The organism is Actinomyces wuliandei, from assembly GCF_004010955.1.
GTDB classification, from domain to species: Bacteria; Actinomycetota; Actinomycetes; order Actinomycetales; family Actinomycetaceae; genus Actinomyces; species Actinomyces wuliandei.
Genome location: NZ_CP025227.1, coordinates 1903516 through 1923147 on the forward strand (window position 1 = coordinate 1903516; position 19632 = coordinate 1923147).

Here is a 19632-nt window from a genome sequence, read left to right on the forward strand (position 1 = left end):
ACGCCGACCGCTCACGGCCCAGAGGAAGCCCCGACAGCACAGCCAGCACGCCGGAGCGCCACCACGGCCGGGGCGCAGCAGGCAGCACGCCGGACCAGACGCCAGGACACGGCGGTCACAGCAGGCGCAGCAGGCACGGTAGGCTCTGCCCGCTCCCTCCCCCGAGTCGGAAGGCCACCGATGAACGCCGTCCTTCTTGCCGTCCTGGTCATGCTCGTCCTGGCCACGCTGCGCGTGCACGTGGTCCTGTCCCTGTTCGTGGGCGCCCTGGCAGGTGGGCTAGCCAGCGGCATGGGGGTCGAGGGGACCATGGTCTCCTTCCAGGAAGGGCTTGCCGGCGGCGCCCAGATCGCCCTGTCCTACGCGCTGCTGGGCGCCTTCGCTATGTCCGTGGCCCACTCGGGGCTGCCCCAGCTGCTGGCCAGCTGGCTCATCGCCCGCCTGGACACCAGCGACGCGAGCACCTCGCAGAAGATCGTGAGCACCAGCCGGTGGGCGCTGCTGGCCGGGGTCATCGCCATGGCCGTCATGAGCCAGAACCTCATCCCGGTGCACATCGCCTTCATCCCACTGGTGGTCCCGCCCCTGCTGGTCGTCATGAGCCGACTGGGCCTGGACCGGCGCGCGGTGGCCTGTGCCATCACCTTCGGCCTGGTGACCACCTACATGTTCCTGCCGCTGGGATTCGGCCGAGTCTACCTCAACGACATCCTCTACGGCAACATCGCCAGGGCGGGCCTGGACGTCTCCGACGTCCCAGTCACCCACGCCATGGCCCTGCCCGCCCTGGGCATGCTCACCGGCGTGCTCACCGCCCTGCTGGTCACCTACCGCAGGCCCCGCGCCTACGACCTGGACGCCCAGGTCGACTCCACCACCCCGCAGACCATCGACCGCCGCCGCGTGGTCGTCGCCCTGGTGGCCGTCGTGGCCTGCTTCTCGGTACAGACCGTCCTGACGCTCACGGGCTCCGAGGCCGACCCTCTGCTCATCGGCACCCTGGTGGGACTGCTGCTGTTCATGGCCACCAGGGTGGTCGGCTGGAAGGAGGCCGACGACGTGTTCACCAGCGGGATGCGCATGATGGCGCTCATCGGCCTCATCATGATCACCGCCCAGGGCTTCGCCCAGGTGCTCCAGGACAGCGGCCAGATCGACCCCCTGGTGCAGTCCGCGACAGGGCTGTTCTCCGGCAGCCGTGCCGCCGCCGCACTGGTCATGCTGCTGGTGGGCCTGGTCATCACCATGGGGATCGGCTCCTCCTTCTCCACCCTGCCCATCATCTCCGCGATCTACGTGCCCCTGTGCGCCACGCTGGGCTTCTCCCCCGCTGCCACCGTCGCGCTGGTCGGCACGGCCGGAGCGCTGGGGGACGCGGGCTCGCCAGCCTCAGACTCCACGCTGGGGCCCACCGCCGGTCTCAACGCCGACGGCCAGCACGACCACATGCGCGACTCGGTCATCCCCACCTTCATCCACCTCAACATCCCCCTGCTCATCGCAGGATGGCTGGCGGCCATGGTGCTGTGAGACGGTCCCGTCGGACGCTGCAGGACAGCACCACCTCCTCGTGAGCCGCTGTCGGGCACCTGCTGGCAGGCCCATGGCCTGCCTGAGGCCCACTACGCTGCTGCCATGACCTCCTCAGCCGTCTTCCCCGCGACCACCTCAGCCACCCCAGGGCCAGGCACGCCCCCCTCACCCCCGGGCACCGCTGGAGCACCCAGCACAGCCACCGTCGGCCTCATCGGCGCGGGCAACATGGCGGGGGCGATCGTGCGCGGAGGTATCGCCTCGGGGACCCTGCGGGCCGAGAACGTGCTGCTGGCCCCCAGCCCGGACCCTAGTGCCCAGCGGCTGGCCGCGGACACGGGCACCCGGGTCGCCGACAACAGCCCGGAGCTGGTGGCCGCCAGCGACGTCGTCGTCCTGGCTGTGAAGCCGCACGTGGTGCCAGCCGTGCTCGCCGAGGTCCACGACGCCGTGTCCGCCCACGCCCCGCTGGTGGTCTCAGTGGCGGCCGGGCTGAGCACCGCGCGCCTGGAGTCCATGCTGCCCGCTGGTGCGCGAGTGGTACGCACCATGCCCAACATGGCAGCCCTCGTGGGCGAGGCCATGACCGCCCTGGCAATGGGCAGCGCCGCCACACCCGAGGACCTGGCCACCGCCAGGAGGCTCATGGGCTCAGTGGGAGCCGTCACCGAGCTCGACGAGCACCTCTTCAGCACCTTCACCGCCATCTCGGGCTCCTCCCCTGCCTTCGTCCTCACCTTCGTGGAGGCCCTGGCGCGAGCGGGCGTGCTGGGCGGGATCCCCAAGGGCCAAGCAGTGGAGATCGTCACCCAGGCCCTCCTGGGCACGGCGCGCACCGTCCAGGCCGAGGCCCGGCGCACCGAGGCAGGCGAGGCCGCCCGCACACCTGCCGACCTCGTGGACGCCGTCTCCTCCCCCGGCGGGACCACCGTGGCCGGGCTGGTGGCCATGGAGCGGGCAGGCTTCTCCGACGCCGTCATCCAGGGCGCCCAGGCGGCCGCACAGCGCGACCGTGAGTTGGGCGCCTGACTCCGCTCCCAGCGCCCGCAAGGAGACAGGGGAGGGGCCGCCTCAAACCGGGGCATCTCTGAGCGCTTGAGGACCCGTAACCGCGGCTCCCATTGGCCTGCACATCTTCAGGCAGCCGCACGCCGTGTCCCGTGTCAGGACCCCCGTAATCTCGCTACAACGGCTTGCGTCAGCAAACTGAAGATGTGCAGCCCGCCTTCGACTGCACATCTTCAGGCAACCGTCTGGGACAACACACTGCCGTCTCCGGTTTACTCGTGGCTCCTCCCGACCTCTTTCCGCCCTTTCACGCATCACCCCGGTCAAGCGTCGTTCCTAGGCCGGACCCAAGATGTGCACCGTGCCCTCGCTGCTGTTCGGACCTGCGAAATATCTCTTGTGCTGCTCCTTCAGACTCGTCTAGCCTGCCTTGAGAACAGAGCCTCCTGCGTTCCGGGAAAATCCCGGCACCCTTCCTCGTAACCACCCACTAGCGGGGAAACCCATGGGCACCACGCTTGACTCGGCAGACAAGTCGTTCGGCCAGGGCGAGGGGGCGGTCCGTGCCCTCAAGGACGTCTCCCTCACGGTGGACACCTCGGAGATCTGCTGCGTCGTGGGGGCCAGCGGGCCGGGGAAGTCCACCCTGCTGACAGGCGGAGGCTGTCCAAGGAGCCTCTCCAGCTCCTGCGGCGCGACCTGGGGCAGGCCGGCCCACCACGGCTCAGGCTCTCCGCCCTTCCCTTCTCCACCCGGTTCCGGGTCCGCCAGGCGCTGCGGGAGTACCGGACCTACCTGCCCATGCTGTGCGCGGTGCTCCTGTCTGTCCTGCTGCTCGTCCCCGGCTTTGGCATGAGGGCCAGTACCGCCACCTACGCCGACGACGTCAGGTCAGGCATCCCCTTCGGCTACATGTACGTGCTGGCTGGCGACGTCCCGTCCTCGCAGCACCCCGCCGACACCTCTGACGACCTCCCCGACGACGCGGAGCTGGCCTCGGTCCGCTCGGTGTCCCTGGCGCAGTCCTCAGGCGCGGGCTCCGACGTGAGCCTCATCGGGGTCAGTGAGGGCAGCCGCTACTTCACCGAGGACCTCCGGGGCCCCGCGGCGGACCACGCCTACGTGTCGGAGCCTATGGCGCTGCGCCACTCACTGTCTGCTGGCGACCAGCTCACCCTGACCACGGCAGACGGCCAGGACTATGACGTCGTCGTCGAGGGGACCGTCTCCTACCCCGAGCCCATGATCTTCTCGCCCCGGGCATCCGCCAACGGGCTGCTCGGCGAGCATCCCGACTCCGCCAACGCCGTCTTGACCGGCACCGAGGACGACGCCCTCGCCCGGCAGGCTGTCACTACCGTCAGCCGCAGCGGCATCATCAAGGGGGTCGACACAATGACCAGCCTCATGACCACCACGGTCTACACCCTGCTGGCCACCTCCGTGGCGCTGCTCGTCCTCGTCATGCTCCTGCTGATGAGGACGGTCATCGAGAAGGAGACCTACTCCATCTCCCTGATGAGGACACTGGGCTACTCCGAGCGCGAGGTCGGCTCGTTCTACCTGGGGAGCTACCCCGTGCTGGTGGTCGTGGCCCTCCTGGTAGGGGTGCCGCTGTCGGTGGCGGTCATGCGCCCCACCTGGCAGGTCCTCATCGCAAACATGTTCTCGGCCTTCGAGCTCGTCCTGCCCTGGGACTCGGTGGCCGTCATCGTGACGCTGGTCATCACCACCTGTGCCGCCACACGCCTCGCCACCGGGCGCCGCCTGAGCAAGGTGGAGGCCACGGAGATCCTCAAGGACAGAGAGTGAGCCGTGAGCGAGCCAGCCCATGCCGGGAGCCTGCCAGGCTCCTTCCCGCCCCCGGCAGCTCGGCGGCCCCGCCCGGCCTGGGTACACCCCTAGGTACGCCTGAGCGCGCCCAGCTCAGGCGCCCAGGACCGAGTGAGACGCTGGGGCCGGCTGCCGCCCCGTCGGAGACCTCCTCAGCCGGGCACCCCCAGGCCTGAGCGGCCCACCAGATCAATATGGCGCATCTCGTGGTGGAGCAAGCCCCGAACCCGCTCCGTCAGCGCCCGGGCGGCCTCGTCCCGGCTGACCAGCGGGTCGGGCAGGTCCACCGGGGTCGTGGGCGGGGAGTCCAGGCGCAGGCTCTCCCAGGTCACCGAGAAATCCGCCCCCCGGGCCAGGCAGGCCCGCACAAACTCCCCACGCAGAGCGGCCCGAGTGGGCGGGGGCTGGGTGCGGGCCCGAGCGGTCTCCTCCGGGTCGCACAGCCTGGCCAGGGCGCCCTGGCGCAGCAGCCGCGCCGTCAAGCCGGTGCCGGCATCCAGGTCGTGGTAGGCCAGGTCCACCCGGGTGCGCAGCACGCTCAGCACCTCGCCACTCAGGTCAGGGTGGCGCTCGCGGTGTGCCCGCATGACCCGCCGTTTGACGGCCCAGTCGATCTCGGTGTCGATACCGCTGGTGTCCCGGGTACGCAGGGCGGTGACCACCCTGGGGGCGAGGTCGCGCAGCAGGTGGTCGGCCCCCTCCAGAGCGGGCGGGACACCCCAGGTGTCCAGCCGGCGTGTCAGACGCTCGGCAAAGGCCTCCTGGACGTCAATAGCGCTGAGCCTGCGCCCCTCCAAGGTGCGGGCCTCGACCTCACCCCAGGCGCTGGTACCCAGGGAGCCCAGCACAGCCAGAGGTTCGGCCAGGACCAGGTCGGAGAAGTCCTCCCCCGCCTCCAGGGCGTCCAGGAGCATGAGGGTCAGCGCGCAGCGCAGCCCCGCCGTGGGCTCGGCCATGGTGGTGTCTGCGCAGGTCACGTGCAGGCGCCGCAGGCGCTCGCGGTCGGCATGGGGCTGGTCACGGGTGTTGACCAGGGCGCGCTGGCCGGTGGTGTCCGCCGAGGCCAGGGCGCGCAGGTAAGGGGCGCGCGGGGACAGGCCCCAGCAGTCGTCCTCCACCTCACTGAGGCTGCCGTGCCCTGCCTCCCCCCTGGGTGCCTCCTGGGACAGCGGGCCGTCCTGGCCTGTGACGGGTCCCGGCCTGGTCCTGGGCTCAGCCCGCACTGCCCCGGCCAGCGGCACCCCGGTTCCCACCAGGACAGGGCGGGTGGCCAGGAAGGAGGCGAGCACCGGTAGGACTGCGTCCATGTCCAGGCTGCGGGGCACGGAGTAGTTCTCGTGGCAGCCGTAGGTGTGCCCGGCGGAGTCGGTGTTGTTGGCCAGGACGTGGATACGGGCGGGTGTGCCGCGACGGGCCAGGGTGGTGGTGGCCCGCTGCGCCATGGCGGCGATGAGGTCACGCCCCGCCTGGTCCTGGGCCACCAGGTCGCGCACGGTGGCGCACTCTGCGGTGGCGTACTCGGGGTGGGAGCCGACGTCGAGGTAGAGGCGCCCCCCGTTGGGCAGGAACAGGTTGTCCGAGCGGTAGCCCTCGGGACGGTGACGCATGAGGAACGCCGCTGCCTCCTGCGGCCCCATCGTCTGCGGCGGTGCCGACTGGGCCTCCTGCACTGGCGCAGCCCTACGCCCCGCCTGCCCGGTAGCGCCCGCGCGCACCGGGGCGCAGACTACGCCGAACTCGGTCTCCAGGCCGGTGGCACGGCTGCCTGGGGCCCCACCCGGCTCACCGGTCCTGCTCACTGGCCACCCTTCTGGACGAAGCCGCGCACGAACTCCTGGGCGTCCACCGCCAGGACCTCGTCGATGACGTCAAGCACAGAGTCAAGGTCCTGGCCGCGGGCGGGCCCTGCGGGGGCCGGGGGCGGGGCGTCGTCGGGCGCGGGGTCGTCATGACGGGCGCGCGAGGGCTGGGCGAACTCACTCATGGGTGCCTCCTGGCGGGTCGGCTGTCTGCCGGGCCGTTAGTCGACCTGGTCTGCTGTGCTGTGTCTACCTGTCTGCGTGCAGCCGGGCGGCTCACGGGTCGCGGGCACGGCCCCCAGGCACGGGGCGGAGGCGGCCTGGCCGGTGGCGGCAGCGGTACGCGGCGGTCTCACGGCGTTCCACGGTGCACTCCGCCTCACAGCCCGCGCTCTCGGTGGAGCACCCGCATGGACACTACCGCAGCACCGCGCCGCCCGGCCACGCGCGCCCAGTCGTCGGGGTGGACAGTGGCGGGCAGCCCCTCGTTCTCCACGACCTCCTCCACGACGGCGCGCCGCAGGTGCTCCGTGCCCAGGCCGCGCACGCCCGTGGTCACCAGGTCCTTGACAGCGGCCTTCTTGGCGCGGTCCACGATGTTGGCCAGCATCGCCCCGGAGACGAGGTCTGCCAGGTGGAGGACCTCCACCTGGCCGTCGGCGTGGGTCAGCTCGACCATCTCGGTGGCGGTGGAGCGGGTGTAGAGCCGGGCCACGACGTCGTCGGCCAGGGCGGCCACGGCCGCGGCGGGTGAGCCGTGGGCGTCCACCAGCTCCTCGCGCAGGGGAAGGTCCTCGGTGAGGTAGGTTCCCAGGATCTCCCGGGCGCCGTCAGCGTCAGGGCGGGCGACGTGGATCTTGACGTCGAGGCGGCCGGGCCGCAGGACCGCCGGGTCGATCATGTCCTCCCGGTTGGTGGCGCCGATGACCACGACGTTGTCCAGCTCGTCCACGCCGTCAATCTCCGCCAGCATCTGGGGCACCACGGTGGTCTCCACGTCCGAGGACCGCCCTGAGCCGCGGGTGCGCAGCAGGGAGTCCATCTCGTCAAGGAAGATGACCACGGGCACCCCCTGGGCCGCCTTCTCCCGGGCACGGGCGAAGATGACCCGGATGCGCCGCTCCGTCTCCCCGACGTACTTGTCCAGCAGCTGGGGGCCCTTGATGTTGAGGAAGTAGGAGTCCTGGCCGCTGCCTTGCCCCAGGGAGGCGGCCACGGCCTTGGCGATGAGGGTCTTGCCGCACCCGGGCGGGCCGTAGAGAAGCACGCCGCGCGGCGGAGTCAGGTGGTGCTCCCGGTAGAGGTCGGGGTGGAGGAAGGGCAGCTCGACGGCGTCACGGATGAGCTCGATCTGGCCACCCAGGCCGCCGATGTCGGTGTAGGAGACGTCGGGCACCTCCTCCAGGAGGAGCTCCTCGACCTCGGAGCGCACCACCGTCCGCAGGGCCATGCGCGCGGTCAGGTCCGCCACCAGGGCGTCGCCGACCCGGGGGCGGGCCTCCAGCAGCTCGGCGGACAGGGCCAGCACCTGCTCCTCGTCGTGGCGGGCCAGCACCAGGACGGTGGAGTCCGCGTAGGTCTCCTTGACGGTGACCACGTCGCCGAAGCGCGGCGCCGACGTCACGGCGGTGACCACCAGGTGCTCGTTGAGGACCACGTCGGTGCCGGGGACCAGGGTGGAGGCGATGACACCCGGCCCCACCCCCACCCGGTGGCGCCTGCCTGCCAGGGAAACGTCCGCGGTGCGCTCGGTGGCGTGGACGGCGAGCACGGTGGCGTGCGCCAGCGGAGGGGCCTGGAGCGCCTTGACGTCGTCGTGGAGGGTGGTCAGCTCGGTGCGGGCCGCCCGCAGGGCGTTGGCCAGGTGCGTGTTCTTACGGCTCAGCGCGCCCACCTGCTCGGTCAGCTCGCGCAGGCGGGAGTCGGCGCCCTCAGCCTCCCCGACCGCAGGTGGGACAGCGGTCTCCGGAGGCCCCGGGCTCCCTGTGCTCTCAGGGCTTCCGGGAGCGCGCGGCACGGACGTCGCCCGGGACGCCTGGGGCGTACGAGAAGTGGTGGCCATAATCTTCTGCTGCCTCCTGTCCCTCCCTGCGTGCGGGCGGTCCTCCTCGACCTCGCACCTGGTACAAGAGTACCAAGTTCGCCCGGGCCACGTTCATCCAGGTTCACCCGGACGTCCCTGGACTCAACCCGGGCAGTGTCCCTTCCGTCCGCGCTCCCCTGCTCCCAGGGCGCCGGGATCCGCGCTGTCCTGACTTATACCCTCACGATCACGTTATCAGATCACACTGTGGCCATAGTGCTGTCAGTGCCGTCCCGCTCACCGCCCAGGAGCGGCCAGCTCGTCCAGCAGCGTCTCGACCTCGTCCATGACGGCCGCCGCCACCCAGACGCGGTCGCGCCTGCGCTGAACCGCCAGCCGCAGGACACCCGCCGAGGTCAGGGAGTCCAGGGCGGCGTAGGTCGCGGAGACCGAGGCCCCGCTCACCTGCCGGGCGTCCTCAGCATCCAGGACCGGGTGGTCCAGGAGCGCCCCTAGGAGAGCCGCCTCGGCGGACCCAGCGCGCGGAGCGCGCACCCGGCGCCACTGCCGGGGAAGAGCCTCCAGCCTGTCAGCCGCACGCTCGGAGGCGAGGACCGCGCGCTGCACGGCGTCGGCCAGCAGCAGGAGGATCTGGTCGGCGTCACCGTGCCGACCTCCTCTCACACGTTATCTGCCCCTGCCGGTACCGACGCCGTCACGAACCTACAGACCTGGAACACCGCCCCACTGTTCCAGGTTAGCACCCGTAACCTGGAACAACAGACCTCACCCCAGTCTCATCTCCCACCTCACCTCACAGAGGCCGGAGTCGTGGCCGAGCCGCCTCACGTGCCAGAATCTGCCCCATGCCTGAGTCTGAGACCCCCCAGCGGTCCTCCCGCTACCTGCCTTCCGAGCCTCACAGCCCCCGTGTGCCTGGCAAGGTCAGCACTGACGGCCTGGAGGCCACCTGGGGCCAGCGCTGGGAGGAGGAGGGCACCTACGCCTTCGAGCGGGACGCGCAGCGCCACGAGGTCTTCTCTATCGACACCCCGCCGCCCACGGTCTCCGGCTCCCTGCACGTGGGCCACGTCTTCTCCTACACCCACACCGACACGATCGCCCGCTACCAGCGCATGCGCGGAAAAGCCGTCTTCTACCCCATGGGCTGGGACGACAACGGCCTGCCCACCGAGCGCCGCGTCCAGAACTACTTCGGGGTGCGCTGCGACCCCTCCCTGCCCTACGACCCGGGCTTCACCCCGCCCCACACCGGCGGGGAGGGCAAGTCGGTCAAGGCCCGGGACCAGGTGCCGGTCTCGCGTCGGAACTTTGTCGAGCTGTGCGAGCGCCTCACCGTGGAGGACGAGGCCCAGTTCGAGGCCCTGTGGCGCCGCCTGGGCCTCAGCGTGGACTGGTCCCAGACCTACCAGACCATCGGCCCGCGTGCCCGCACGGTGGCCCAGGCCGCCTTCTTGCGCAACCTGGCCCGTGGTGAGGCCTACCAGGCCGCTGCCCCCGGCCTGTGGGACGTGACCTTCCAGACGGCGGTGGCCCAGGCCGAGCTGGAGTCGCGGGAGTACCCCGGCTTCTACCACCGCCTGGCCTTCCATGTCACTGACGCCCAGGTCGCCGCGCAGGCGGCTGCGGCCGGGGCGCCGGTCGAGGACGGCCCGGGGGGCACCAGGGACGTGTGCATTGAGACCACCCGGCCCGAGCTCCTGGCCGCCTGCGTGGCGCTGGTGGCCCACCCCGACGACGAGCGCTACCAGCCCCTGTTCGGCGCCACCGTCACCTCCCCCGTGTTCGGCGTGGAGGTGCCGGTCCTGGCACACCCGGCGGCAGAGAAGGACAAGGGTGCGGGCATCGCCATGTGCTGCACCTTCGGCGACACCACCGACATCGACTGGTGGCGGGACCTGGACCTGCCGCTGCGGGCGATCCTGCGCAAGGACGGCCGGATCGAGACCGAGGTGCCGCAGTGGATCACCCAGGAGGCGGGCCGCCAGGCCTACGCGGCCATGGCGGGCAAGACCGCCTTCTCCGCCCGGCAGGTGGTGGTCGAGGCCCTGGCGGCCTCGGGCGAGATGCGCGGGGCGCCGGTCCGCACCGTGCGTCAGACCAACTTCTTCGAGAAGGGGGACAAGCCCCTGGAGATCGTCACCTCCCGGCAGTGGTACATCCGCAACGGCGGCAGGGCCTGGACCAACCCGGCCTCCGGCAAGGAACTAGGCTCTGAGCTGCTGGAGCGCGGCCGTGAGCTGGCCTTCCACCCCGACTTCATGCGGGTGCGGTACGAGAACTGGGTCACAGGCCTCAACAACGACTGGCTCATCTCCCGCCAGCGCTTCTTCGGCGTCCCCTTCCCGGTGTGGTACCGGGTGGACGCCGACGGCCAGGTGGACTACGACGCCGTCATCACCCCGGAGGAGTCCGCCCTGCCGGTGGACCCCTCCTCAGACCCGGCCCCCGGCTACACCGAGGACCAGCGGGGGGTACCCGGCGGGTTCGTCGGCGAGGTGGACATCATGGACACCTGGGCCACCTCTTCCCTGACGCCCCAGCTCGCCTCGGGGTGGCTGACCGACAAGGACCTGTTCGCCCGGGTCTACCCCATGGACCTGCGCCCCCAGGGACAGGACATCATCCGCACCTGGCTGTTCTCCTCGGTAGTGCGCGCCAACCTGGAGTTCGGTGCCCTGCCGTGGGCCAGCACCGGGCTGTCAGGGTGGATCCTGGACTCCGACCACAAGAAGATGTCGAAGTCCAAGGGCAACGTGGTCACCCCCATGGGCCTGCTGGAGCAGTTCGGCGCCGACGCCGTGCGCTACTGGGCGGCCTCGGCCCGCCTGGGCCTGGACGCGGCCTTCGAGGAGTCCCAGATCAAGATCGGTCGGCGCCTGGCCATCAAGATCCTCAACGCCTCCAAGTTCGCCCTGTCCATGGGGATCCCCTGGGACGCCGACGAGGAGGCCCGGGCCGCAGCGCCCGCGCCCAGCCTGGACACCTCCCAGGTGACCGAGCCTCTCGACCGGGCCGTGCTGGCGGCGCTGGCAGACGTGGTGGAGGCGGCGACCACTGCCTTCGAGAGCTACGGGCACGCCCGCGCTCTGGAGGTCACCGAGTCGTTCTTCTGGACCTTCTGCGACGACTACATCGAGCTGGTCAAGGACCGTGCCAACGACGCCGAGGGCACCCACACGGCTGGTGCGGTGCGCAGCGCCCGGACCACCCTGGCGCTGGCGGTGGACACCTTCGTGCGGCTGCTCGCCCCGTTCCTGCCCTACGCCACTGAGGAGGTGTGGAGCTGGTACCGCACCGGGTCCGTGCACCGCTCAGCCTGGCCTGAGGCGGCAGGGCTGCGCCAGGCCGCCCAGGGGGCGGACCCGGCCCTGGTGGCCCAGGCGGGCACCGTCCTGGCGGCGCTGCGCCGGGTGAAGTCGGAGGCCAGGACCAGCCAGAGGACCCCGATCCTCAGCGCCGTGCTGGAGGTCGCTGCCGACTACCAGCCAGCCGTGGAGTCGGTGCGCTCCGACCTGGTGGAGGCCGCCAAGGTCACCGGCTCCTTCAGCGTCAAGGTCGCCGGGGCGGTCCAGGGCGCGGACGTAGCCACTGAGCCTGTTGACAGCGGTACTGCGGCTGCCGACAGCCCGGACACCGGTGCCACGGGCCAGGACGCTGAGGCTGGCAGCACTGAGACTGGTAACAGTCACGGGGAGGTGCCAGTGCGGGTCCGCTCCGTCGAGCTCGGTGAGGCCCCGGCCCGGCCAGCCCGGTCCTAGGCTGGCCCAGGCCCAGGCCCACGTCCTGGAGCAGGACTTCTCCACCGCTGCACGGGCAGCCGCCACCATCGCCACAGGTGGTGATCCCGCCCAGGACGACGGGCCGGGCACTGCCGGTGGTCCCCACGGGCCGGGGTGGGGTCGTGACGCCGGGGCGCTGGTGCTGGTCCCGCAAGCGTGGGTCGCGTGGGGGTGCCCCTGTCTGGGGGTGCCTGGGGTGGGTCTTGTGCCTGGAGGTTGTAGCGGTGGTGTGGTGGGGGTTACGGTCTGGCCATGCGGATGAGCGAGGCTGAGTGGCACGAGGCGTGGTTGCACGCGTCCCCGGAGTGGGTGGACGCGCGTATGGAGGAGGCGCTGAGGCTGCGGGGGTGGTCGCCGATGGGTGTGGGTGCCCCGGCCACGGAGGAGCACGTGGGCTACTTTGGTGGGGTGCTTCCGGCCTCGGTGCTGCACCTGTGGGAGAGGTTCGGGTTCGACGGGTTCGGGGACGGGCGGTGGTGGTTCACTGATCCCTTCCGGTGGGCGCCGGTGGTCCAGGCGTGGCTGGAGGGCACCCCTGTGCCGTTCCCCAGCCAGCGGTGGTGGTGCCTGGCCCGCAACGCCACGGGGGACATGAGGCTGTGGGGGGAGGTCTCCGGCCCCGCCCTGGAGGTCACCCCCGCCCTGGGGCTGGTCTACCCCTACGCGGGCCACGCCAGGGACATGGCCGACCCGGTGAAGCGTGAGCGCATGGGGGCCACCACCCTGGTCTCCCCCGAGGAGGAAGACCTGGACGACGACGACACCGGGGTGCTGGTGGCCGACTGGGCCATAGACAACCTGGGGGTCCTGGGGGCCGGGCAGGTCTACGGGCTGACCCCGGCCTACTGCCTCACCGGGAGGGTGAGCACCAGCCAGGTCGGCATCGAGGACGCCACCGCGCACCTCACTTTTCTGGCCCAGGCCCAGGACCACGTCCTGGAGCAGGACTTCTCCGCCGCCGCTGCGCAGGTCGCCGCCAGCATCGCCGCAGACGGCCCGGGTGGTGCTGGTGGCCCCGGCGGTCCCGGCGGCCCTGGTGGCACCGGTCCCGCCTCGGGGGTAGGGTCCTGATGCCCGGGCGCTGGCGGGGCCGGCCCCGCTGGCTCAGGCGCGGGCATCCACCCGCCCCCGCCGCTGGTCCCGCCGCTCCTGGCGGCGTGCCCGGTGGTGGTCAGGCCCCTGGCCACGGGGGCGGGGGCACCGCCCTGGTGGCTGGGGACATGTTCACCCCAGGGCGGGCCGGCGGGCAGGGTGTGCTGGTGTGGGAGGGGTCGGTGGCGGCGCCTGCCAGCCCGCTGGCCTGGCACTCCGCGGTGCCGGTGGAGGTGTTCTTCCACACCGGCCACCAGCCCGCCACCCAGGAGCTGGCCCCCGAGTTCACCCGCCAGCTGGACCGCCAGCTGAGCGCCCTGTCCCTGCTCAGCGCTGAGCGCCTGCTGGAGGGCATCCGCACCTACCGCGACCAAGGCCGCCAGCCCACCTCCAAGGCCACCAGGAAAAGACGCAAGAAGTTCATGAAGGAGGTCGTGGACGACCTGACTCGTGTGCACCAGTTCTCCGAGGAGCGTGCGCTGGCGGAGACAGCCAGGATCGACCGGGCGCTGGTGGTGCTCCACGAGCCCGACCAGCTCCTGGCAGGGCCAGGCGACCCCGCCGCCGCCGGGGGCTGGCCCTCCCTGGGCCACGGAGCGGTCAACTCCTCCGTCGGCGGCCAGAACAAGCCCATGGTGGCGGTCCTGGAGCAGGCCACCCTCCAGGTCCCCCCGCAGCAGCGTTCCCGGGTGCGCCTGCTGGTGCGCGCGGTGCTGACAGACTCCCCCACCCTGGCCCAGGACCTGCGCCACGGCCAGACGGTGCTCGAGCCCAGGACCAGCGAGCAGGTGAGTGCCACCAGCCCCCGGGGGCCACCCTGGACCCCGCCCACGTCGCCGCCACCATCGCCGCAGGCCACCCACCCTGGCACCCACCCGCCCAGGGGCAGGAGTCACCACGCCCGTGTCACGTCGGACGGGATCACCTGGCACCCACCCGCCCAGGGGCAGGAGCCCGCGCCCTCGGCCACGACCCGGCCCGGGGCCGGGCAGCCGGGACCAGGCCAGCCCACCACCAGCCAGCCGTCGCCGGGGCCACCCCGGCCAAGCCCCACCCGCACCGGCGCCACCACAGCGGGACCGCCCCAGACGGCCCAGCCCCGTGCAGGCCAGCCGCCCCAGACGGGCGCCACCCCGGCCGGACCGGGCCAGCCGGGCCACAAGATCACCCCCGAGGAGATCCTGGCCGACATCAAGGCCCGTGTCGCCCAAGCCACCCAGAGGACCCAGCAGCCCGCCCAGCCCCCCACCCCACACCAGACCCCCACCAGAAAACACCGACGCAACCGAGGCCTGGGCCGCTAAGACCCGCACCCGGCCTCACCCGATGAGACGTCCCCAGTCCCACCATCCTCGAGAAGGGTCACCACACCTCAACCCCGCCGAGGCCACGGGGGCGCCGTCGAGCCATGGTCGGCCAGGAACCCGTCCATGAGGGTGTGCTCGCAGAAGGTCGGCTCAGCACTGACGCGCATCATGAGGTCCCCGGCGGCACGGCCCATGGCCGCGCGGTCCACGCTGACCTCGCTGACCAGCCTCTCCTGGGCGTCCCGGAACCCCGTCGCGCCCAGGCTGATGAGGGAGAAGCCCTCCGGGACGCTCAGCCCGCGCGCGTGCGCCCCGGCCACCAGGCCGCTCATAGCCTCCGGGTTGTTCGACACCACTGCGGTGCAGCCTTCCACCAGCGCGTCCTTGTCCAGGACCAGCAGCCCCTGCGCCGCGTTCTCAGGCACAGGGACCTCCAGGTGGAACAGCCCCCGGCGTCGTGCCGCGTGGCGCAGGGCGCGTCGCTGGGCCTGGTAGGCGTTAGCCTTCTGCGTCTTGTCACCGCGCATGAGGAACACCAGGCGCCGGTGCCCCAGGCCCGCCAGGTGGCTCACGGTCAGCTCAGCCATCTGCTCAAAGTCGGCGTCCACGCTCGGTGCCCCGCCCTCCTGCCGGGAGGTGCCGATCAGGACGGTGGGCATCCCCTCCTCCAGCAGCATCTGCTCCCGCTCGTCTGCCACGGTCACGTCCATGAGCACCGCTGCGTCCAGCGTCTGGGAACGCACCAGGGCGCGCAGGGAGCCCAGGAGGCTGTCACGGTGCAGCACCGGCACCGAGACCTGGATACCCTCGGACTCCAGCCGGGAGCGCACCCCGTCCACGTAGTCCAGGTCGGACAGGTCGATGCCGGCCCGCTCTATGCGGAAGAGGACCCCGACCGAGCGAGGGGCACGCGAGGCCAGCGACCGCGCGGCCGTGTTGGGCTGGTAGCCGAGCTCGCGCACCGCCTGCATGACACGCTCACGGGTCTGCCTGCGGGTGGGGCGCTCACCAGTGAGGACGTAGGTGACCGTGGACGGCGAGACGCCGGCCCTTCTGGCGACGTCAGCACGAGTAGCCACCATACAGTGCACCTCCTCGACAGGCTCACGTTCCTCACGGTGCCACCCCTGCGGGCAGGGCAGCCGTCTCCAGGCAGGTCGACACAGCCCGGTCCCAGCCGCCTCCAGGCCACCGTAGCCAGTGGGTCGCCAGGAGCAGACGGACCGGCTCAGTGCCCGGCCACCCCGGTTACTGGGCTCGGGACCGCTCGGCTGGCTGGAGCCAGCAGGCCGAGTCAGGAGGCAGCACCAGCCCGTCGACAACCTGGCCCTCATCCTCACCCCAGGAGGTGAGAACCAGACGACCACTTCCTCCAAGACTGCTGAACGGTACCTCTGCGCCCGTCGTATTGAGCACGACGGCAGTAGCCCCGTTGCGCAGCGACAGGACCCCCTCAGGCGCCTCCTGCCACTCCAGCCCCCCACGCCCCAGCCCTAGCTCGCGGCGCAGCCGCAGTGCCCGGCGGTAGAGGCTGAGGGTGGAGGCCGGGTCCCCCGCCTGAGCCCCTGGAGCGTAGTCACCCCACCCTCGGGGCTGGGGCAGCCAGCTGTGCCCGGTGTCGTTGAACCCGTAGGCGGGCCCGTCCTGGGACCACGGCAACGGCACCCGGCACCCGTCCCGGCCGCGCACGACATGCCCCGTACGGCTCCAGGTGGGGTCCTGACGCGCGGAGTCCTCCATCGTGGTGTGCTCGGGCAGGCCCAGCTCCTCCCCCTGGTAGAGGTAGGCGCTGCCCGGCAGCCCCAGCATGAAGACGGTGGCCCCGCGCGCCCGGCGCAGTCCCAGGGCGGTGTCGGGCTGCGGGTCGTCCGCACCGATCCCCAGGTCGGTCCTGGTGCCGGGCGGGTAGGCGAAGCGGGTCGTGTGGCGCACCACGTCGTGGTTCGACAGCACCCAGGTGGTGGGCGCCCCCACAGCGTCGTTGGCTCGTAGCGAGGAGTCGATGACCTGCCGCATCCGCCCGGCGTCCCAGCCCGCCTGGAGGAAGGCGAAGTTGAAGGCCTGGCTCATCTCGTCGGCGCGCACGTAGAGGGCGGCCTCCTCCTCGGGCTGGACCCAGGCCTCAGCGACCAGGAGCGTGTCTGGGGCCAGGGTGTCGAGGAGCGAGCGCCACTCACGGTAGACCTCATGGACCCCGGGCTGGTTGAAGGCGGGGCCGACGTCGGGCTGCTTGGCGGGTGGCTCCCCCGGTGCAGCCTCCGTAGCCCCCCACCGGTCCGCACCGACCTCGTCGTCAGGCAGTCCCTGGGCCTTGACCAGGCCGTGGGCCACGTCCACGCGGAAGCCGTCCACGCCACGAGAGACCCAGAAGCGCAGGACACGGCGAAAGTGCTCGTGGACCTCCTCGTTGTCCCAGTTGAGGTCGGGCTGCTCGGCAGCGAACAGGTGCAGGTACCACCAGTCCCGATCCTGCCCCCGCCCTGTCAGCGGCCCCACCTGCTGCCAGGCGGGACCACCGAACAGCGAGCCCCAGTTGTTGGGCGCCGCGCCCGGGCTGTGGCGGAACAGGTAGCGGTCCCTCTCCCGGGACCCGGGGCCTGCCTCCAGGGCGGCACGGAACCACTCGTGGCGGTCCGAGGTGTGGTTGGGCACCAGGTCGACCACCACGCGGATGCCGACCTGGTGCAGGTCCGCCACCAGGGCGTCGAAGTCCTCCAGGGTCCCGTACTCGGGGGCGACGTCGAAGTAGTCGCTGACATCGTAGCCCGCGTCCACCTGCGGGGAGGGGTAGAAGGGGGACAGCCACACCGCGTCCACACCCAGGTCCACCAGGTGGGGCACACGGGCGCGGACACCAGCCAGGTCCCCGATGCCGTCACCGTCGGCGTCAGCAAAGGAGCGGGGGTAGATCTGGTAGATGACGGCGTCGCGCCACCAGGCGTCCTGGTCGGTACGGGCGAGCAGTGCGGCAGAACGGGTCATGTCGTCTCCAAGGAGCATGCGGGTCAGGGGAGGCGGAGAAGCGCGGGAAAGTAAGCGGGCAGAGGGTAGGTGCAGCCCGGCGAGAGGCCGAGGGCCGCACCAGGACCCGGCGGCCACCCGCAGCAGGGTCATGAGGCAGTCCCCAGACAGCCGTGACCCGGTGCGAGCGGCCAACCGAGGGGCCGGGTGGCCGCAGGTCCTACTTGACGCCTCCTGCGGCCAGGCCGGCCACGATCCGGCGCTGGAAGAGCAGCACCATGGCCACCAGCGGCAGGGTCATCACCACCCCGGCGGCCATCTGGGAGCCGAAGGGCGTGTTGAACTGGGAGGCGCCGGTGAACTTGGACAGCAGCACCGTGGCTGGCTGCATGGAGGGCTCCTGGATCATGGTCACCGCCACGAGGAACTCGTTCCACGCACCGATGAAGATGATGATGGCCGTGGTGAAGATGCCCGGTGCCGCCAGGGGGAGGATGACCCGGCGGAAGGCCTGCCCCGGCGTGCACCCGTCCACCATGGCGGCCTGCTCCAGCTCCTGGGGCATCTGCCTGAAGAAGCTGGTCAGGTTCCACACCGCCAGGGGCAGGGAGAAGGACAGGTCCGGGATGATCATCGCCTGGTAGGTGTCGGTCCACCCCCAGGCGGAGAAGTTGCGCAGCAGGGGGACGATGATGGCCACCAGCGGGAACATCGCGGTAGCAATGACCAGCATGAGCAGCATCCCCTTGCCCCGGAAGTCCAGGCGGGCCAGGGCGTAGGAGGCAAAGGTGGCTACCGCCAGCGCCACCACGGTCACCGTCACCGAGACGATGAAGGAGTTGAGCAGGCCGGAGCCAAAGCTGTTCCTGGAGGAGAAGACGGCCAGGTAGTTCTCCAGGGAGGGGTTGGACGGCCACCAGGTGTTGTCAAAGATCTCGGAGTCAGGCCTCAGGGAGGACACGAACATCCAGTAGAAGGGGGCCAGGCAGTAGATGACGATGAGGATGATGCCCCCGGTGGACAGCAGCTGCCCCCAGTCCGCCCTCCAGGGACCTCTCCGGCTGCGTCCCGCCCGTGAGGCTGCCCTCCGGGCTGCTGCGGCTGCCGTACTCATGCTGTCCTCCCCGTGGTCGTGCTGGTCGTCAGGGTGCGGCGGGCGGCTCCGGCGTCATCCTGCGGGGGGCGACCCCGCCCCGAGCGCCAGCCGGGCAGGAAGGCGGAGACGGGGAGCCTGGTCCCCCGGCTGCGGCGAGGCGGCTCCGTGGAGGCTCCTAGGTCCGCGCCCAGGACCCTGACGAACACGAAGGCGATGATGAACACGTACAGGAACAGGATCACGGCGTAGGCGGCGGCGCTTCCGTAGCGCAGGTTGGACGCCTCGTCCTGGACCAGCATGGACAGGGTCTCCACGCTTGACCTCCTGGGGCCGACAAGGATGTAGGGCAGGTCGAACATGCGCAGCGCGTCCAGGGTGCGGAAGAGCACGGCGACCACCAGGGCGGGCTTGACCAGCGGCAGGGTGATGGCGGTGAACCGCCGCCACGCGCTGGCGCCGTCAATCTTGGCCGCCTCGTAGACCTCGTCGGGGATCACCTGGAGGCCGGCCAGGGTGAGCAGGCCGATGTAGGGGGCCGTCTTCCACACGTCGGCGATGATGATGGCCCACTTGGCGCTCCAGTCCCCCGAGGCCCACATGATGTGCTGCCCCAGGATGGCGTTGGCCACGCCCTCCTGGTTGAAGATCCACCCCCACAGGATGGCCGAGACGGCGGTGGGGATCGCCCAGGGGATGAGGATGGAGGCACGCACGATGCCCCGCCCTCTCATCGCCCTGTGCATGATGAGCGCCATGGCCACGCCCAGGATGGTCTCCAGGACGACGGTGACCACACCGAAGAGCGTGGTGTTGTACAGGGCCGGCCAGAACCGCTCGCCTCCTGAGGTGAAGACGGAGGTGTAGTTGTCCAGGCCCACGAAGGGCTCGGTGTCGGAGACGAAGCCGGTCTCCGGGTCCAGGCCTGCCCGGCCGCGGAAGGACTGCTGGATGGACTGGAAGACGGGAAAGATGATGACGACGGAGAGGACCAGGATGGTCGGGGTGATGAGGATGGCGGCCAGGCGCGACTGTGCCCTGGCGTTCTTGGAGCGCGACCTGCGAGCCCGTGGCCGGGCGGGCGCGTCGGTAACTGTGGCTGTCATGAGTGTCCTTGCTGCCTACGTTGCTGCCTATGAGGCTGTTGACGTAACCGCCTGTGCGGCTGCCCGCGTGCTGC

At 71.1% G+C, this 19632-nt stretch carries 14 protein-coding genes; 6 read left to right on the forward strand and 8 right to left on the reverse strand.

The window, feature by feature from the left end; genetic code table 11:
• The first annotated feature begins 180 nt into the window (after positions 1-180).
• The 3 genes from CWS50_RS07855 to CWS50_RS07865 all read left to right on the forward strand — a co-directional run bounded on the left by CWS50_RS07855 (position 181) and on the right by CWS50_RS07865 (position 4353).
• The gene (locus CWS50_RS07855; protein ID WP_127842342.1) at positions 181-1530 is read left to right on the forward strand and encodes a Na+/H+ antiporter family protein; all 1350 of its coding nucleotides are present in this window, start codon (positions 181-183) and stop codon (positions 1528-1530) included.
• Between the two features lie 105 nt (positions 1531-1635).
• Complete coding sequence (gene proC / locus CWS50_RS07860) at positions 1636-2562, forward strand: pyrroline-5-carboxylate reductase (protein ID WP_127842343.1); 927 nt, start codon at positions 1636-1638, stop codon at positions 2560-2562.
• Positions 2563-3354: 792 nt separating this feature from the next.
• Positions 3355-4353, forward strand: coding sequence for an FtsX-like permease family protein (locus tag CWS50_RS07865; protein WP_164860107.1), 999 nt, complete (start codon positions 3355-3357; stop codon positions 4351-4353).
• Between the two features lie 173 nt (positions 4354-4526).
• On the opposite strand, the gene CWS50_RS07870 is transcribed toward CWS50_RS07865, so the two are convergent.
• The 4 genes from CWS50_RS07870 to CWS50_RS07885 form a co-directional block, all read right to left on the reverse strand.
• The gene (locus CWS50_RS07870; RefSeq protein WP_127842345.1) at positions 4527-6173 is read right to left on the reverse strand and encodes a proteasome accessory factor PafA2 family protein; all 1647 of its coding nucleotides are present in this window, start codon (positions 6171-6173) and stop codon (positions 4527-4529) included.
• The gene (locus CWS50_RS07875) at positions 6170-6358 is read right to left on the reverse strand and encodes a ubiquitin-like protein Pup (RefSeq protein ID WP_127842346.1); all 189 of its coding nucleotides are present in this window, start codon (positions 6356-6358) and stop codon (positions 6170-6172) included. The genes CWS50_RS07870 and CWS50_RS07875 overlap by 4 nt, the downstream gene beginning before the upstream one ends.
• Before the next feature lie 194 nt (positions 6359-6552).
• On the reverse strand, positions 6553-8235 hold the full coding sequence (gene arc, locus CWS50_RS07880; protein ID WP_127842347.1) for a proteasome ATPase: 1683 nt from the start codon (positions 8233-8235) through the stop codon (positions 6553-6555).
• Between the two features lie 258 nt (positions 8236-8493).
• Positions 8494-8880 carry a hypothetical protein gene (locus CWS50_RS07885; protein ID WP_127842348.1) on the reverse strand — a complete coding sequence of 129 codons (387 nt, stop codon included), beginning with the start codon at positions 8878-8880 and terminating at the stop codon, positions 8494-8496.
• Positions 8881-9062: 182 nt separating this feature from the next.
• On the opposite strand from CWS50_RS07885, the gene valS reads away from it, so the two are divergent.
• From valS to CWS50_RS07900, 3 genes are all read left to right on the forward strand, one after another.
• A complete protein-coding gene (valS, locus tag CWS50_RS07890; protein WP_127842349.1) occupies positions 9063-11978 on the forward strand; it encodes a valine--tRNA ligase in 2916 nt (971 codons plus the stop codon).
• Positions 11979-12251: 273 nt separating this feature from the next.
• Positions 12252-13070, forward strand: coding sequence for a GAD-like domain-containing protein (locus CWS50_RS13820; RefSeq protein ID WP_127842350.1), 819 nt, complete (start codon positions 12252-12254; stop codon positions 13068-13070).
• 86 nt (positions 13071-13156) lie between these two features.
• Complete coding sequence (locus tag CWS50_RS07900) at positions 13157-14395, forward strand: polymorphic toxin type 15 domain-containing protein (RefSeq protein ID WP_127842351.1); 1239 nt, start codon at positions 13157-13159, stop codon at positions 14393-14395.
• A gap of 68 nt (positions 14396-14463) precedes the next feature.
• Here CWS50_RS07900 and CWS50_RS07905 read toward each other — a convergent pair whose 3' ends face one another.
• The 4 genes from CWS50_RS07905 to CWS50_RS07920 all read right to left on the reverse strand — a co-directional run bounded on the left by CWS50_RS07905 (position 14464) and on the right by CWS50_RS07920 (position 19558).
• Positions 14464-15480: a LacI family DNA-binding transcriptional regulator gene (locus CWS50_RS07905; protein ID WP_127842352.1), complete on the reverse strand. Its 1017-nt coding sequence runs from the start codon at positions 15478-15480 to the stop codon at positions 14464-14466.
• Between the two features lie 166 nt (positions 15481-15646).
• Complete coding sequence (locus tag CWS50_RS07910) at positions 15647-17398, reverse strand: glycoside hydrolase family 13 protein (RefSeq protein ID WP_243118242.1); 1752 nt, start codon at positions 17396-17398, stop codon at positions 15647-15649.
• A gap of 181 nt (positions 17399-17579) precedes the next feature.
• On the reverse strand, positions 17580-18473 hold the full coding sequence (locus tag CWS50_RS07915) for a carbohydrate ABC transporter permease (protein WP_127842353.1): 894 nt from the start codon (positions 18471-18473) through the stop codon (positions 17580-17582).
• On the reverse strand, positions 18470-19558 hold the full coding sequence (locus tag CWS50_RS07920) for a carbohydrate ABC transporter permease (protein ID WP_127842354.1): 1089 nt from the start codon (positions 19556-19558) through the stop codon (positions 18470-18472). Before CWS50_RS07920 ends, CWS50_RS07915 begins: the two co-directional genes overlap by 4 nt.
• Positions 19559-19632 lie beyond the last annotated feature (74 nt).

Bases quoted from the DNA above. Each gene is read 5' to 3' on its own strand.
- CWS50_RS07855 (WP_127842342.1), top strand. From the start codon at position 181: ATGAACGCCGTCCTTCTTGCCGTCCTGGTCATGCTCGTCCTGGCCACG.
- proC (WP_127842343.1), top strand. From the start codon at position 1,636: ATGACCTCCTCAGCCGTCTTCCCCGCGACCACCTCAGCCACCCCAGGG.
- CWS50_RS07875 (WP_127842346.1), bottom strand. From the start codon at position 6,358: ATGAGTGAGTTCGCCCAGCCCTCGCGCGCCCGTCATGACGACCCCGCG.
- arc (WP_127842347.1), bottom strand. From the start codon at position 8,235: ATGGCCACCACTTCTCGTACGCCCCAGGCGTCCCGGGCGACGTCCGTG.
- valS (WP_127842349.1), top strand. From the start codon at position 9,063: ATGCCTGAGTCTGAGACCCCCCAGCGGTCCTCCCGCTACCTGCCTTCC.
- CWS50_RS13820 (WP_127842350.1), top strand. From the start codon at position 12,252: ATGCGGATGAGCGAGGCTGAGTGGCACGAGGCGTGGTTGCACGCGTCC.
- CWS50_RS07905 (WP_127842352.1), bottom strand. From the start codon at position 15,480: ATGGTGGCTACTCGTGCTGACGTCGCCAGAAGGGCCGGCGTCTCGCCG.
- CWS50_RS07910 (WP_243118242.1), bottom strand. From the start codon at position 17,398: ATGCTCCTTGGAGACGACATGACCCGTTCTGCCGCACTGCTCGCCCGT.
- CWS50_RS07915 (WP_127842353.1), bottom strand. From the start codon at position 18,473: ATGAGTACGGCAGCCGCAGCAGCCCGGAGGGCAGCCTCACGGGCGGGA.
- CWS50_RS07920 (WP_127842354.1), bottom strand. From the start codon at position 19,558: ATGACAGCCACAGTTACCGACGCGCCCGCCCGGCCACGGGCTCGCAGG.